General features: G+C 72.7%; 13 protein-coding genes. 4 read left to right on the plus strand and 9 right to left on the minus strand.

Annotated elements, in window-relative coordinates; translation table 11 throughout:
- The first annotated feature begins 168 nt into the window (after positions 1-168).
- Positions 169-1,116 carry a helix-turn-helix transcriptional regulator gene (locus ACYQ77_RS35325; protein WP_459719449.1) on the plus strand — a complete coding sequence of 316 codons (948 nt, stop codon included), beginning with the start codon at positions 169-171 and terminating at the stop codon, positions 1,114-1,116.
- Between the two features lie 231 nt (positions 1,117-1,347).
- On the opposite strand, the gene ACYQ77_RS35330 is transcribed toward ACYQ77_RS35325, so the two are convergent.
- The 5 genes from ACYQ77_RS35330 to ACYQ77_RS35350 all read right to left on the minus strand — a co-directional run bounded on the left by ACYQ77_RS35330 (position 1,348) and on the right by ACYQ77_RS35350 (position 7,560).
- Complete coding sequence (locus ACYQ77_RS35330; protein ID WP_459719452.1) at positions 1,348-1,983, minus strand: potassium-transporting ATPase subunit C; 636 nt, start codon at positions 1,981-1,983, stop codon at positions 1,348-1,350.
- A 4-nt stretch (positions 1,984-1,987) separates the two neighbouring features.
- Complete coding sequence (gene kdpB, locus ACYQ77_RS35335; RefSeq protein ID WP_459719455.1) at positions 1,988-4,015, minus strand: potassium-transporting ATPase subunit KdpB; 2,028 nt, start codon at positions 4,013-4,015, stop codon at positions 1,988-1,990.
- A complete protein-coding gene (gene kdpA, locus ACYQ77_RS35340; RefSeq protein ID WP_459719458.1) occupies positions 4,012-5,673 on the minus strand; it encodes a potassium-transporting ATPase subunit KdpA in 1,662 nt (553 codons plus the stop codon). The genes kdpB and kdpA overlap by 4 nt, the downstream gene beginning before the upstream one ends.
- Positions 5,673-5,774: a K(+)-transporting ATPase subunit F gene (gene kdpF, locus ACYQ77_RS35345; RefSeq protein ID WP_459719461.1), complete on the minus strand. Its 102-nt coding sequence runs from the start codon at positions 5,772-5,774 to the stop codon at positions 5,673-5,675. Before kdpF ends, kdpA begins: the two co-directional genes overlap by 1 nt.
- 1,006 nt (positions 5,775-6,780) lie before the next feature.
- Positions 6,781-7,560 (minus strand): enoyl-CoA hydratase-related protein, encoded by a 780-nt coding sequence (locus ACYQ77_RS35350; protein WP_459719464.1) that lies wholly within the window; start codon positions 7,558-7,560, stop codon positions 6,781-6,783.
- Positions 7,561-7,651: 91 nt separating this feature from the next.
- Here ACYQ77_RS35350 and ACYQ77_RS35355 point away from each other — a divergent pair, with 91 nt between their 5' ends.
- On the plus strand, positions 7,652-8,512 hold the full coding sequence (locus ACYQ77_RS35355) for a TetR family transcriptional regulator (protein ID WP_459719466.1): 861 nt from the start codon (positions 7,652-7,654) through the stop codon (positions 8,510-8,512).
- 25 nt (positions 8,513-8,537) lie between these two features.
- Positions 8,538-9,764 carry an acyl-CoA dehydrogenase family protein gene (locus ACYQ77_RS35360; RefSeq protein WP_459719469.1) on the plus strand — a complete coding sequence of 409 codons (1,227 nt, stop codon included), beginning with the start codon at positions 8,538-8,540 and terminating at the stop codon, positions 9,762-9,764.
- Positions 9,765-9,825: 61 nt separating this feature from the next.
- Here ACYQ77_RS35360 and ACYQ77_RS35365 read toward each other — a convergent pair whose 3' ends face one another.
- From ACYQ77_RS35365 to ACYQ77_RS35375, 3 genes are all read right to left on the minus strand, one after another.
- Positions 9,826-10,086, minus strand: coding sequence for a hypothetical protein (locus ACYQ77_RS35365; protein WP_459719470.1), 261 nt, complete (start codon positions 10,084-10,086; stop codon positions 9,826-9,828).
- 12 nt (positions 10,087-10,098) lie between these two features.
- Positions 10,099-10,386 carry a hypothetical protein gene (locus ACYQ77_RS35370; RefSeq protein WP_459719473.1) on the minus strand — a complete coding sequence of 96 codons (288 nt, stop codon included), beginning with the start codon at positions 10,384-10,386 and terminating at the stop codon, positions 10,099-10,101.
- Between the two features lie 173 nt (positions 10,387-10,559).
- Entirely contained in the window at positions 10,560-11,816 is a 1,257-nt protein-coding gene (locus ACYQ77_RS35375; protein ID WP_459719475.1) for a hypothetical protein, read from the minus strand.
- Positions 11,817-11,943: 127 nt separating this feature from the next.
- On the opposite strand from ACYQ77_RS35375, the gene ACYQ77_RS35380 reads away from it, so the two are divergent.
- Positions 11,944-14,952, plus strand: coding sequence for an AfsR/SARP family transcriptional regulator (locus ACYQ77_RS35380; protein ID WP_459719478.1), 3,009 nt, complete (start codon positions 11,944-11,946; stop codon positions 14,950-14,952).
- Here the strand turns inward: ACYQ77_RS35380 and ACYQ77_RS35385 are convergent.
- Positions 14,933-15,715 (minus strand): Calx-beta domain-containing protein, encoded by a 783-nt coding sequence (locus ACYQ77_RS35385; protein WP_459719480.1) that lies wholly within the window; start codon positions 15,713-15,715, stop codon positions 14,933-14,935. The two genes, ACYQ77_RS35380 and ACYQ77_RS35385, sit on opposite strands and share 20 nt — an antisense overlap.
- Positions 15,716-15,814 lie beyond the last annotated feature (99 nt).

Raw genomic sequence — 15,814 nt, forward strand, 5'->3', positions numbered from 1 at the left:
CACCGGGAGCGGGCTGCGGCAGCCGGGTGCGGTCCAGCCGCTCGGCCAGATCGTCCACCTCGGCCTGGGTGACCTCGATGCGGAAGGGGCGGATCTCCGTGTTCGTCATGACCAGAACGCTAAACTCGGTATAGGAAAGAAACGTTCCTATACAGCGGAGGTGACGGTGTGACCGCGGACACGTCCGGACGGCTGCTCGCCCTGCTCGGCCTGTTGCAGTCGCGCCCGTCGTGGAACGGCACCGAGCTGGCCGAGCGGCTGGGTGTCACGACCCGCACCATCCGCAACGACGTGGAGCGCCTGCGCCTGCTCGACTACCCCGTCGAGGCCACCCGCGGCGGGACCGGGGGGTACCGGCTCGGCGCGGGCGGCAAGCTCCCGCCGCTGCTCCTGGACGACGAGGAGGCGGTGGCCGTCGCGATCGGGTTGCGCGCGGGGCGCGGCATCGCCGGGGTGGAGACCGCCAGCGCCCGCGCACTGGCGAAGCTCGAACAGGTCCTCCCGTCCCGGCTGCGGCCGACCGTGGCGGCGCTGGCCGCGGTCGTCGACCACGCACCGGAGAACACCGGCACCGACGCCCCCGACCCCGAGGTGGACCCGACGGTACTGCGCACCATCGCGACCGCGATCCACGACGTCGAGTGGTTCCGCTTCGACTACCGGGATACGTCGCGGCTCGTCGAGCCCTACCGACTGCTCGCCTGGCAGCGACGGTGGTACCTCGTGGCCCGCGACCCGTCCAGCGGCGAGTGGGACGTCTTCCGGGCCGACTGGATCACGCCCCGCATGCGCACCCACCGCCGCTTCGCCCCCACTCCCCTCCCCGACGACGACTACACGACGTTCACCATGCGCCGCGTCGCGTCCAGCGGGTGGCAGGTGCACGCCCGCCTGCGGATCGACGCCCCGGCGGACACCGTCCTCGCCAGGATCAACCCGGCCGTCGGCGTCGTCGAGGCGGTCACCGACAGCACGTCGGTCCTGGTCACCGGCGCCGACTCACTGGACACGGTCGCGGCCTACATCGGCATGCTGGGGATGGACTTCACCGTCGAGTCACCCGTCGAGCTGCGGGCACTGCTCCACCGCCTCGCGGAACGCTACGCCCGCGCCTGAACCCGGTCACCGCCGGCCGTCCGCCCAGTCGACAGCAGCACGGACCTGCCCTGAAGGAGCGCGGTCCGCCAGTGTCCTGGACATCACGTCTCGCAACCGGTCCCGTGCGTCCCCGAGGACAGCGTTGGGTGAGGGGAACGTGCGCTCAGCCAGACGTTCTCGGCGGCGAGCGTTCCGGCACACGGCTTCGTGGCGTTCACGATGCCGAAACGGTGCCGGCCACGTTGCCGGTCACCGCCGCGCGGCCTGGACGGCCAGGTTGAGCCGCAGGACGTTCACGCCCGGTTCGCCGAGCACGCCTGCGCCCCGGCCGTCGGTGTTCTCCTCGACCAGTGCGCGGACCCGTGCCGCGGACAGCCCGTTCTCGCGGGCGACCCTGCGCACCTGCAGTTCCGCGTAGGCGGGGCTGATGTGCGGGTCCAGACCCGACGCGGACGCGGTCACGGCGTCGGCGGGCACCTGGTCCGGGCGCACGCCCTCGCGCTCGGCGATCACCGCCGCGCGGGCCCGGACGGCCGCGGTGAGGTCCGCGTCGAAGCCGCCCTTGTTGGAGCCGCCCGAGAGCGACGGGTCGGCCGGGCCGAGCAGGTCGGGTGACCCGTCGCCGTCGCGGTCCACGGCGACCGCGGACGGCCGGGTGTGGAACCACGGGTCGTGGGCGGGGTCGGCCGCGACCGGGTCGACGCCGATCAGGTCCGAGCCGACAGCACGGCCGTCGACCTCGACGACCGAGCCCTCCGCGTTGGCCCGCAGGCCCGGGACGCGACTGACGGCCCAGACGCCGAGCGGGTAGAGGATGCCGGTGAGGACGGTGAGGACCACCAGGATCCGCAGTCCGGCGAAGGTCTGTTTCGCGAGTGCGGTCATGACGTCACATCCCTGGGACGAGCCGGACGACGAGGTCGATGAGCCAGATGCCGGCGAACGGGGTGACCACGCCGCCGAGCCCGTAGACGAGCAGGTTGCGGCGCAGCAGCGCGCTCGCCGTGGACGGCCGGTACCGCACGCCGCGCAGCGCGAGCGGGATCAGCGCGACGATGATCAGCGCGTTGAACACCACCGCCGACGTGATCGCGGAGGCGGGCGAGTGCAGGCCCATGATGTTCAGCTCGCCGAGCTGCGGGACGATGCCCGCGAACATGGCTGGCAGGATCGCGAAGTACTTCGCGAGGTCGTTCGCCACGCTGAACGTGGTCAGCGCGCCCCGCGTGATCAGCAGCTGCTTGCCGATCTCGACGATCTCGATCAGCTTCGTCGGGTCCGAGTCGAGGTCGACCATGTTGCCCGCTTCCTTGGCCGCCATGGTCCCCGAGTTCATCGCCACGCCGACGTCGGACTGGGCGAGCGCAGGCGCGTCGTTCGTGCCGTCGCCGGTCATGGCGACGAGCCGGCCACCCTCCTGTTCCTTGCGGATCAAGGCCATCTTGTCCTCGGGCCTCGCCTCGGCGAGGTAGTCGTCCACACCGGACTCCGCCGCGATCGCCCCGGCCGTCACCGGGTTGTCGCCGGTGATCATGACGGTCCTGATGCCCATCCGGCGCAGCTGCGCGAACCGCTCCCTCATCGCGGGCTTCACGACGTCGGACAGCCGGATGACGCCGAGCACCGCGTCGTTCTCGGCCACCACCAGCGGGGTGCCGCCACCCGCGCTGATCTCGTCCACGACCCGGCGGGACTCCTCGGTGGCGAGGAAGGCGCTCGCCGCGCCCTTGCGGATCCGCCTGCCGCCGATGTCGATGCCGCTCATCCTGGACTGGGCGGTGAACGGCACGAACTCGTGCGGCTCCGCCACCTCGGCGGGACCGCCGCAGAGGTCGAGCACGGACCGCCCTTCCGGTGTGGTGTCGGCGATGCTGGCCAGGCGCGCCGCGTCCGTCAGCGCCGCGGGCGTGGTGCCGCCGACCGGGATCAGCTCCGTCGCCCGCCGGTTGCCGAAGGTGATCGTGCCGGTCTTGTCCAGCAGCAGCGTCGACACGTCCCCCGCGGCCTCGACCGCCCGGCCCGACGTGGCGAGCACGTTGCGCTGCACGAGCCGGTCCATGCCCGCGATGCCGATCGCGGACAGCAGCGCGCCGATCGTCGTCGGGATCAGGCAGACCAGCAGCGCGGTCAGCACGATCACCGACTGGGTGCCGCCCGCGTACCGCGCGATCGGCTGCAGCGTCACGACGGCGAGCAGGAAGATGATCGTCAACGTGGCCAACAGGATCGTCAGCGCGACCTCGTTCGGCGTCTTCCGCCGTTGCGCGCCCTCGACGAGCGCGATCATCCGGTCCACGAAGGACGCACCGGGTGCCGTGGTGATCCGCACGACGATCCGGTCGGACAGCACGGTGGTGCCGCCGGTGACGGAGGAGAAGTCGCCGCCGGACTCGCGGATCACCGGCGCGGACTCCCCCGTGATCGCCGACTCGTCGACCGTGGCGATGCCCTCGACGACGTCACCGTCGCCGGGGATCACCTGTCCGGCCTCGACGACGACCAGGTCGCCGATCCGCAGGTCCGCGCCCGGCACCGGTTCCTCGGCGCCGTCGGCACGCAGCCTGCGCGCCGTCGTCTCCTTCCTGGTGCGCCGCAACGTGTCCGCCTGCGCCTTGCCCCGGCCCTCGGCGACCGCCTCGGCGAGGTTGGCGAACAGGACGGTGCACCACAGCCACACCGTGACCGTGGTCGTGAACACGCTCGGGTCGCCGATCGCGAAGACCGTGGTGAGCACCGAGCCTGCCCAGACCACGAACATGACCGGGTTGCGGGCCTGGTGGCGTGGGCTGAGCTTGCGCAGCGCGTCCGGGAAGGACGCGAGCAGCTGCCGGGGGCTGAACACGCCAGCGGCGACGCGGCCGGTGTTCTCGGCGTGGTGCCGTTGCCGGTCGGCGACGGGTCGTTCGGTGGTGGTCATGCGAGAGCCTCTGCGAGGGGACCGAGGGCGAGTGCGGGGACGAACGTGAGTGCCGCGACCAGCACGACCGTGCCGGTGAGCAGGGCGCCGAACAGCGGGCCGTGCGTGGGCAGCGTGCCCGCCGTCGCCGGGACTTTCTTCTGCGCGGCAAGGGATCCGGCCAGGCACAGCACCGCGACGACGGGGACGAACCGGCCGAGCAGCATGCAGATCGCGAGCGAGGACTGGAACCACGGGCTGGTCACGGTGATGCCCGCGAACGCGCTGCCGTTGTTGTTCGACGCGGACGTGTACGCGTACAGCACCTCGGACCAGCCGTGGACACCGCTGTTGGCCAGGTAGCCGGGGGTGCCGGGCAGCAGGATCGCGGTGCCGGCGCCGAGCAGCAGCACGGTCGGCATGGCGAGGATGGCGATCGCGGCCGCCGTCACCTCCCGGCGCCCCAGCTTCTTGCCCAGGTACTCCGGCGTGCGGCCGACCATCAGCCCGGCCAGGAACACCGCGATGATCGCCATGACCAGGATCGAGTACAGCCCGGTGCCGACGCCGCCCGGCGTCATCTCGCCGAACAGCATGTTCAGCATCGCACCGCCGCCACCGAGGCCGGTGAAGCTGTCGTGCATGGCGTTGACCGCGCCGGTCGACGTGCCGGTGGTGGCGTCGGCGAACAGCGCCGATCCCGGGATCCCGAACCGGACCTCCTTGCCCTCCACGGCGGCGCCGGCGAGCAGCGCGGCGGGGCCGTTCGGGTGCGCCTCGGCCCACCAGATCACGGCCAGCATCGCGCCCCAGAGGACGCCCATCACCGACAGGAGCGCGTACCCCTGCCGCCGGTCGCCGGCGAGGGTGCCGAACGTCCTCGTGAGACTGACGGGGATCACCAGCAGCAGGAAGATCTCGACCAGGTTCGTCCAGGAGTTCGGGTTCTCGAACGGGTGGGCCGAGTTGGCGTTGAGGACGCCGCCGCCGTTCGTGCCGAGTACCTTGATCGCCTCCTGCGACGCGGCCGGCGCGAGCGCGATCGTGCTCGACGACCCGTCCGGGTTGGTCACGACCACCCCGGAGGACAGGCTCTGCACGACGCCCAGCGCGATCAGCACGACCGCGAACACGAACGCCATCGGCAGCAGGATCCGGACGACGCCCCTGGTCAGGTCGACCCAGAAGTTGCCGAGCCGGTCGGTCGCGGACCGGGTGAACCCGCGCACCAGGGCGATCGCCACCGCGAGCCCGACCGCGGCCGACACGAAGTTCTGCACGGTCAGCCCCACCATCTGCACGGTGTGGCCCATGACGACCTCGGGCACGTAGGACTGCCAGTTCGTGTTCGTCACGAAGCTGACCGCCGTGTTGAACGCGATCCCCGGGTCGACCGCACCGCGCCCGAAACCGAACGGCAGCACCGGCTGCAGCCGCTGGACGAGGTAGAGCAACACGATCGACACGAACGAGAACCCGAGCACGCCAGCGGCGTACACCGGCCAGCGCTGCCGGCTGCCGGGGTTCACCCGGCCCAGGCGGTAGACGACCCGCTCGACCGCGAGGTGCTCGGTGTCGGTGAAGACGCGCGCCATGTGGTCCCCGAGCGGCCGGTACACGACCGCGAGCGCCGCCAGCAGCACACCGACCTGGAGCAGACCGGCCACAGTGGACGACATCAGAACCTCTCCGGCCGCACGAGGGCCACGAACAGGTACCCGATCAGCAGCAGCGCGAGCACGCCACCGACCACGTTTGCGACAACTCCGCTACCGCTCACAGCTTCGCCAACCCCCGCAACACCAAGGCGAGAACGAGAAACCCGGCGACCAGCACCACGGCGAAGGCCAAGTCGGCCATCGGCGCATGCTCCCTCCACGTGGGCCGCCTCTGATGGCGGCCGGCCGGGCGAAGTGTGCGCCCGCGCAGGTGGCCGGCACCCGCACCTGACGGGACGTTGACGCCCCCAGGCCCACCGTTAACGCGATCCGAACACCAACGTGACGGCCGCCACCGGTAGCTGCTCGATCCGGAAGTGCTGGCAAGGCCGATGTCTTCAGCACCGTGGGAGCACACGCCAGGCGCCACTCACCCGCCGTTTCGGCAGCACCGCGGCGACACGCCAGACACACGGACCCCGTCACCGACGAAGATCGAACGCGCCGCTCCGGAAGCCGCCGCCACCGGCGCACGCCAGGAACCGAGTACCGGGAACAACGCCACTCATCCCAAGCCGCGGGGAACTCCGGCGTCGTTCTCCAGCACCGTGGGGGGCACACCAAGCAGCGCAGGTCCCCGGTCCGCAGCGCCTTGCCAAAGAAAGCCTCCGCCACCGGCGCCAGGAAGCCCGCACTGGAACAACGCCACCCACCTCAACCGCCGGGAAACGCCGATCCGCCGCGTCGCCACCACCGTGGGGACACGCCAAGCACCGCAGGTCCCGTCACGAGGACCGAACGCACCACTCCACAGAAGCCTCCACCACCGGTGCGCGCCAGGAACCGAGCCGGAAACAACGCCGCTCATCCCCATCCGCTGGGAAACTCCGGGCGTCGTTTCCTCAGCACCGTGTGGGTGCGCCACGCAGCGCAGGTCCCGTTACGAGGATTCGAGCGCACCGGAACAACGCCACCCACCCCAACGCCGGGAAACGCCGATCCGCCGCGTCGGCAACACCGTGGAGACACGCCAAGCAGCGCAGGTCCCGTCACGAGGACCGAACGCACCACTCCACAGAAGCCTCCACCACCGCATCCCCAGGGACCGAGTACCGGAACCAGCGCCGCTCACACCGAGCCGCTGGGGAACTCCGGGCGTCGTTTTTCCAGGAAGGCGGCCACGCCCTCCCTGCCGTCCGGGCTCGCGGCTCGGGTGCGGATCGACAGCGTTTCCCTGCGCAGCGCGGTCTCCTCGGCCGGGGTCGCCGTCTCGCGCAGGAGTCGTTTCGCCGCCACCTGGGCCGGGCGCGAACCCGCCCGCAGTTCGGCGACCACGTCCTCGACGGCGGCTGCCAGCTCGTCGTCCGGGTGGACCTGGGCGACGAGACCCATCGCGAGTGCCTGGTCTGCGGACAGCACCGGGTTGAGCAGCGCCAGGTGCAGGGCGCGGTGCAGGCCGACCGACGCGGTCAGCAGTGAACTGCCGCCGTCCGGGGAGAAGCCGATCTTCGTGTAGGCGAGGGTGAACCGGGCCGACGTGGCGGCGAGCACCAGGTCGGCCGCCGCCGCCAGGGGTACGCCCGCGCCCGCTGCCACGCCGTGCACGACCGAGACGACGACCGCGTCCATCCGGTGCAGTTCGCTGACCACCCGGTGCAACGACTCCGCGAGGTCGTCGACCGTCCGCTCGGTGTCGGGCGCCTCGGCGAAGGCGGCCACGTCACCGCCGACGCAGAACGCGCGGCCCTGCCCGACGAGCACCACGACGTGCGCGTCGTCGGCCCTGGCCCGGCGCACCGCCGCCGCCAGCTCGTCCACTGTGGACTGCCGGAGCGCGTTGCCCCGGTCGCCGTCGGCCAGCGTGATCCGCGCGACCCCGTCGCGGCACGCGTAGGTGACCAGGTTCATCGCACCTTCCCGAACGTTCGGCCGGTCGAACTGAACAGACCTGGAGTACTGTCTTCCGTGCACCTGACGATGTCAAGCGACGGGGGCGGGGATGGACGGACCGGCGACCGCCGACCGGGCCGAGGTCGGCCTGCGGCTGCGGGCCGCCCGGCGCGCCGCCGGGCTGACGCTCCGCGAGACCGCCAGGTCGCTGGACGTCAGCGTCGGCACCTGGAGCGCCGTCGAGAACGGCCGCACGCGGATCACCGGCGAACGGCTCCGCGCCGCCGCGCGGCTGTTCCGCACCTCGACGCGCCGCCTCCTCGCCGCGCCCACGTCGGCCGGCACCACATGGCGCGACTTCGGGCCGCTGGACCTCGACCCGCCGCTCGCCGGGGCCCTCGAGGCGTTCGCGGAGCTGGGCTACCACGGCGCGCGCATCCGGGACGTCGCGCAGCGCGCCGGGCTGTCCGCCCCGGGCATCTACCACCACTGGCCGACCAAGCAGCACCTCCTCGTGGCCTTGCTGGACCTCACGATGGCCGACCTGTCGGCCCGCTGCCGCGCGGCCAGGGCCGAGGGCGACGGGCCGGTCGAACGGTTCACCCTGCTGGTCGAGTGCCTCGCGCTGTTCCACACGCACCGCAGGGAGCTGGGGTTCATCGGCGCGAGCGAGATGCGCAGCGTCGACGAGCCGGACCGCACCCGGATCGCGGCGCTGCGGCAGGACGTGCAGCGGATGGTCGACGACGAGGTGGCCGAGGGCGTCCGGCGCGGGGTGATGGCCACGCCGCTCCCCCACGAGGCCGCCCGCGCCGTGGTCACGATGTGCACGGCGCTGCCGCAGTGGTGGTCGCCGACCGGGCCGTCCTCCCCCGAGGTCGTGGCCGGGCAGTACGTGGGGTTCGCGCTCGACGTGGTCCGCGCATTGACGCCCACCCGGGCGGCACCTATCGTCGAACCGACCAGTTGATCGGTTTGTTCAGGAGGCGGGCACCGTGGCCGCGTACGACCTTCCCGCACCGTCCGAACGCGCGCGGGCGCTGCACGACCGGATGGTCGCCTTCATGCGGGACCGGGTCCTGCCCGCGGAGGACGAGTACCTGGCCGCGCGCCGGGCGGCCGGGCCGGACGACCACACCGTGCCGCCGGTCGTCGAGGAGCTGAAGGAGCAGGCGAAGGCGGAGGGCTTGTGGAACCTCTTCCTGCCCGCCGAGTCCGGTCTCACCCAGCTCGAGTACGCGCCGATCGCCGAGTTGTCCGGGTGGAGCCTCGACCTGGCGCCGGAGGCCATCAACTGCGCCGCCCCCGACACCGGCAACATGGAGCTGCTGCACCTGCTCGGCACCGACGAGCAGAAGGAGCGGTGGCTGGCGCCGTTGCTGGCCGGGGAGATCCGGTCCGCGTTCGCGATGACCGAGCCCGACGTGGCGAGCAGCGACGCCACCAACATCGCCACCCGCATCGAACGCGACGGCGACGAGTACGTGATCAACGGCCGCAAGTGGTGGACCAGCGGCGCCATGGACCCCCGGTGCGCGCTGTTCATCGTGATGGGCAAGACCGACCCGGCCGCGGCCACCCACCGCCGGCAGACGATGGTGATCGTGCCCCGGGACACCCCCGGCGTGACGGTGGTCCGCGACCTGCCGGTGTTCGGCCACCACGACCAGCACGGGCACGCCGAGGTCCGGTTCGAGAACGTCCGCGTGCCGGTGACCAACGTGGTCGGCGAGGAGGGCGGCGGGTTCGCGGCCGCGCAGGCCCGGCTGGGCCCCGGCCGGATCCACCACTGCATGCGTGCGCTCGGCGCGGCGGAACGGGCGCTGGCGCTGCTGGTCGCGCGGGCCAAGGACCGGGTCGCGTTCGGCGGCCCGCTCGCCGACCAGGGCGTGGTGCGCCAGCAGATCGCCGAGTCCCGGCTGGAGATCGAGCAGGCGCGGCTGCTGTGCCACCACGCGAGCCACGTCATCGACACCCAGGGCAACAAGGCGGCCCGCGACCTCGTCGCCATGGCGAAGGTCGCCGTGCCCCGCGCCGCGACCCGCGTGATCGACCGCGCCATCCAGGTCCACGGCGGCGCGGGCGTCACCGACGTGACGCCGCTGGCCGCGATGTACGCGTGGCACCGCGCGATGCGGCTGTTCGACGGCCCCGACGAGGTCCACGTCCGCGCCATCGCGAAGGCCGAGCTGAAGCGGACGCCGGTGCTGCCGCCGAGGTAGCCGCGTCACCGCAGGCCGGGGGTGTGTTCCTCGAGGGCTCCGGGCACGGGAGCCCAGGCGATCACTCGCCCGCGGGTTCGTCCTTCCGCGCGATGCGCGCGGACGTGCCGCGGCCGACGTCCACGCGGTAGTTCTGCGCGAGGTCGGCCAGGTCGGCGAGGAGGTCCCGCTCCGAGGAGACCGCGATCGTGTCCGGCAGCTCGATCTGTGCGACCGCCTGCCCCGGCTCCATCGACGTCGGGAGCGTCGGCGGGGCGCCGTCCGGGCAGCCCACGATCCGCGCGATGTTGCCCGCTGTGTCGTGCACGGCGAAGAACCTCATGACCACTCCGTCCTAAGCGCCGATCGTGGTGACCCATATCGTGTACGCCACGACATGGGACGAGTGGACGTTCTTGATGACGTACTGCGCGTAGTGCTCGCCGAACTGGTTGACCGTCATCTGCACGAGGGTCACCGCCAGGGCCTGCGTGTACTGCGCCCCGGGGCCGATCCACGCGTGCGCCATGACCTGCACGGTCCCGCCGAACGACGCGGCAAGCGGCCCGGTCCACCAGGACTGCTCCTGCCCCGGCGCGAGCGCGCCGCCTTGTGGGTAACCCCAGACGTTGATGGTGGCCACGTGTCCACCTCCTCCATGTGCGCGAACCTCCGATTGTGCGACCCGCGATACCACAGTGGACACGCCCGCCGGCACGTCCGATGGGGCAGGCGGACCGGTCCATCGGGCAGGGAAAGGCGGACGCCGAGGCGCCCGGACCACTCCGGACGCCTCGGCGCGGTGCCACCCGCCGGTCAGGGGTTGACCTGCCAGTGCACGTTGACCTTGTAGCTGCCGCCGTGCCCGTTGAACGTGAACGTGCCGGTCGGCAGGCGGAAGTTCGTCCACCCGTAGTCCGAGGCGTTCTTGTACATCCACTCGTACCGGTTCGGCAGGTACACGTAGTGGGTGCCCGGGTCGAACAGGTCGTCCTGGAACAGCTCGAACAGCCAGTCGAAGAACACGCCGACGAGCCAGGCGACGGCCTTGCCGATGGCCTCCGCGAGCGCGGCGCCGAGGTAGCCGGTGAGCACGCCGGCGACGGCCTTCTCGATCACCGCCAGCACGTCGTCCTTGACCTTCGCCCACACGGTGTTGATGGCGTCGGCGAACCCGGAGCCGTCCTTCTCCGCGAGCATGACCACGGTGCTGTAGGTCCTCGGCCACGCGCCCGACCCGGTGAGGTCGAAGCGGTGGAAGAGCTTGCCGGGGTCGGCGTAGACCTTGACCTCGTTGTCGTCGAAGTCGTCGGCGACCATGAACTGGTTGACCTTGGTGGTGCCGCCGTTGTGCCCGACGGCGACGCCGCCCATCGCGATCTCGTCGTCACCCGGCCACTCGGGGTTGGTCTCGTCTGCGCACTTCACCCGCTCGATCCGGTAGTCGAGGCTGGTGAGCGTGGGGATCTGCAGGGCGGTCGGGATCTGGTACTTCAGCGCCATCTCCTTGGCGCCCGCCTCCTCGATCCGGTGCGTCGCGGCGATCCGGGCCGCCTGGTCGGTGAGCCGGTTCTTGAGCGCCTCCCGGTCGAACGGCACGGTCTCGGGGGTGAACACGCCGGAGAAGCCCAGCTGCGCGTACTTCGCCGGGTCGATGGCGCCGTGCCTGCCGAACTCGCGCTTGCGGATCGCCGGGTCGCTGATCATCGCCCGGGCGGCCGCGGCGGCGGACTTCTGCCGCTCGGCCGGCATCGACAGGATGCCCGTGCGCAGGTCCTCCTCGATGCTGCCGACCGGGTACGGCGTGGCCGGGTCCGCGGCGACCACGGCCATCGAGTACTTCAGCGCGTAGTCTGCGTCCTGCATGATCGACGCGATCTCGGGGTCGGCTCTCAGGTCGCCGGGCCCGGGCGGGGCCGGGTAGTCCCCCGGCTCCTCGGCCGTCACCGCCCGGGGCGACGCGGTGGCGACGGCCTGCGCGGGGATCAGCGCGGCCGTGACCGCCGCGACCGCGATCAGTGGCAGGGCGTAGCGACGTAGCCCGCCCGGACGAGAGCATAGGCGTGTACGCATGGGTATTTTCCTTTCGTGGACCGGGGCGGCAGGTGTCCGCCGTCCCGGTGGCAGGTCTACGGACCGGCGGTTGCCGGACGGCTGTGGAGCGGTTGCCGGGTGGATGCGCCCCTGGAAGGAGCGGTGGGTGACCGATCTCGAGATCCGGGTCCTCGGCGTGGTGGAGGCCGCCGGTCCGCACGGGACGGTCGCGCTGACCAGCACCCGGCGGGTGATCCTCGGGGTGCTCGCCATGCGCGCCGGTGCGGTCGTGCCCTACACCGAGCTGGTCGACGTCCTGTGGGGCGAGTCGCCGCCGCGCACGGCGTTCAAGACGCTGCACAGCCACGTCGCGCGGATCCGGCAGGCGCTCGCGGCGTCCGGGGTGGACCCGGTGGTCACCACACGCGACCCGGGTTACGTGCTGGAGCTGCCCCGGGAGCGGGTGGACGCGCACCGGTTCGAGCTGATGGTCCGGCGGGCCCGCGCCGACCTCGACCGGGGCGACCCGGCGGCGGCGGTGGAGACGCTGCGCGCGGCGGCGCGGCTGTGGCGCGGCGAGCCGTTCTCGGGCACCGACCTCGGCGAGTGGGGGCACCACGAGCTCGACCGGCTGCGCGAGCTGTACCTGTCCGCCACCGAGGACCGCTGGGCGGCGGAGATCGCGACCGGCGGGGCCGCCGCGGCGGCGTTGGAGCTGCCGCGGCTCGTGGCCGCCGAACCGTTGCGGGAGCGCCTGACCGGGTTGCTGATGCTGGCGTTGCACCGCTGCGGCAGGCACGCCGAGGCACTCACCGTCTTCGAACGGCTGCGCACCCGCCTCGCCGACGAGCTGGGCGCCGACCCCGGCCCGGAGCTGTCCGAACTGCACACCGCGATCCTGCGGCGCGACGCCGCCCTCGCCGCGCCCGCGCACGCCCAGGCCGCCGCGGTCGCCACGCACGTGCCCGCGCAGCTCCCGGCCAGGGTCGGGCACTTCACCGGCCGCGACGGGGAACTGTCCGACCTGGACGACGTGCTCGACGGCGACGAGCTGCCGATCGTGGTGATCTCCGGCCCGGCAGGCATGGGCAAGACGTCGCTGGCCGTGCAGTGGGTGGCGCGGATCGCCGCGCGCTTCCCCGACGGTCACCTGTTCCTCGACCTGCGCGGCCACGACCCCGACCACGCGATCACGGCCGAGCAGGCGCTCGCGCACCTGCTGCGCGGCCTGGACGTGCCGGAGGACCGCATCCCCGCCGGGGAGTCGGCGCGGTCGGCGCTGTACCGGACGCTGGTGCACGCGCGGCGGTGCGTGGTGCTGGTGGACAACGCGGGCACCGTCGACGACGTGCTGCCGCTGGTCCCCGGTTCGGACACCAGCCTGCTCGTGGTGACGAGCAGGCGTTCGCTCACCGGGCTCGTCACCCGGCACGCCGTGCACCATGTCGTGCTCGACGCGCTCGACGCGGCGGGTTCGGTCGCGCTGCTGGGAAAGGTGCTCGGCAGGGCGCGAGTGGCGCGGGAACCGGAGGCCACCGCACGGCTGGCGCGGGTGTGCGCGGGGATGCCGCTCGCGCTGCGGATCGCGGCCGCGCGGCTCGTCGGCGCGCCCACCCGGTCGGTGGCCGAGCTGGCGGACGAGCTGTCCACCGCCCGGCTCGACGGGTTCGCGGTGGAAGGGGACGCGCGCACGGTCCGCGCCGTGCTGGCGGGCGCGTACCGGCCGCTGTCACCCGGCGCGGCGCGGATGCTGCGCCTGCTCGGCACCGCGCCGACGCCGACGGTCAGCGGCCACCTCGGTGCGGCGCTGGCCGACGTGCCCGCCGCCGCCGCGCACGCGGTGCTCGGCGAGCTGACCGGGGCGCACCTGCTGATCGGCGCCGGCGAGCACCGCTACCGGTTCCACGACCTGATCCGCGAGTTCGCCCGCGACCGGGCCGCGGCGGAGGAAACCGCGCCCGCCGCGGTCGCCGGACGGCTGCTCGACTGGTACCTGTTCATCGCCGACGAGGCGAACCGGCTCGTCAACCCCGACCGCGACGCGGTGAAGCCCACGTTCCGGTTCCCGTTGCCACCGCTGCCCTTCGCGGCGGGCAGGCACGAGGCGACGGCGTTCCTGGAGTCCGAACGGGACGGCTTCCTCCCGGTGGTCCAGCACGCGCGCGAGCACGGGATGCCGACCGAGGCGTGGCACCTGGTGTACCTGCTCACCAGCTTCTACGAGGTGAGCGGCCACTGGACCGAACGGGTCGAGCTGTGCCAGGCGGGCCTGGGCGCCGCGCGCGACAGCGGCGACCAGGCCGCGGAAGCGGAGATGTTGCGCGCGCTCGGCGTCGCGTACTACATGACCCGGCGGCTCACCGAGGCGGTCGAGACCAACCTGACCGCGTTGCGCGTCGTGCGCGAGGTCGGCGACCTCGCGGGCGAGGGGCACGTGCTCAACAACCTCGCCAACGCCTACGCCGAGCTGCGCCGGTTCGACGAGGCGGTGCCGGTGTTCCGGGAGGCGGGTGCGCGTGCCGCGGCCGCGGGGAACCGGATCGGCGTCGCGTTGTCCCAGCGCAACCTGGGCCACGCGCTCGTGCGGATGGGCCGCGCGGGTGAGAGCCTCGCGCCGCTCGCCGCCGCGCTCGCGATCTTCGACGACATCGGCAACGCCCGCCTGCGCGCGGGCACCCTCGACACGCTGGGCGAGGCGCACCGCGACCTCGGCAGGCACGCCGACGCGCTGCGCGACTTCGCCGAGGCGCTGGCGATCAGCCGCGACATCGGTGACCGGTGGCTGGAGTGGGAGTTGCTGCGCGACTGCGGGATCACGCACCTCGCCGCGGGCGACCTCGCCGCCGCGCTGGACCACTTCGGACAGTCGCTCGCGGTCACGAGGGCCGTGCACGACCGCAACGGCGAGGCGATCGCGCTCCAGCTGACCGGCCACGTCCACCTGCTGGCCGGCCGGACGGACGCGGCCGCCGAGCACCTGGAGCAGGCCCTCGCGGTCCGCTCGCAGGTGCCCGACGCCTACGAGGAGGCGCACGTCCACCGCGACCTCGCCGCGCTCGCCGCCGCACGCGGGGACGGCGCGGCCGCGGCGTCCCACCGCGACCGCGCCGTGCACCTCTACCGCCGGGTCAACGCCACGGCCGAGGCCGGGGCACTCACCCCTCCTGGATCGTGACCTTCATGTGCGCCCACCCGATCGTGCCCGCGGTGGCGCCGCTGATCTCGACGCCGAAGTACTCGCCCGGCGCCGCACCGGCCAGCAGGTCGACGGGCACCACGACCCGGTCCGCCCCCTTGGGGATGGTGACGAGCCGGTCCTTGATGGGCTCGTAGTCCTTGCCGGCCACCGCGGTGCCGTCCACCGTCCGCATCCGCACCGAGACCGGCGCCCGCGCGACGGTGTTGAGCCGCACCGGGATCGCGCAGTGGTCGGAGGGCCACCAGCAGATCCCGCTCTCCGGCAGCGCGACCACGAGACCGGTGCCGGGGATGCTCCCGTCGTCGTCGAGCACCTGCACGGTCGTCGCCGGGTCCGCGATCGTCACGCCGCGCGGCCCGAACAACGCCAGGGTGAAGTACTCGTCCTGCTCCTTCAGGTCGTCACGCAGCACCGACAGCTGCACCTGCTGGGAGCCCGGCCCGGTCCAGCTCAGCGTCCCGGCCGCGGTCACGTAGTCCGAGCCGGCTTCCGCCGTCCCGTCGACGGTCTGGTAGCGCACGGAACCCGTCTCCGGGCAGCCCGCCGTGGACGCCGCCATCGTCACGGTGAGCTTGACGGTCGTCGTGCCGCCCTCCGAGCCCTCGTACTGCGCCCGCGGATCGGCCACCGACACCGCGGGCGCCGCGCACACGTCCGCGGCCGCGGCACCCCCACCCGCCACGACGTTCCCCAGCACGGCAGCGGCCGCCGCCACCACCGCGAGCACCCTCGCACGCATCCGTCCACCCCTTCTCACGGAACTCATGGCGGAAGGTGTACCCAGCACCGGTTGTGAGGCGGTTGTGACCGGCTGCCCGAAAGGGCAGCGGCACCGGAC

It is taken from the genome of Actinophytocola sp. KF-1 (assembly GCF_054661535.1).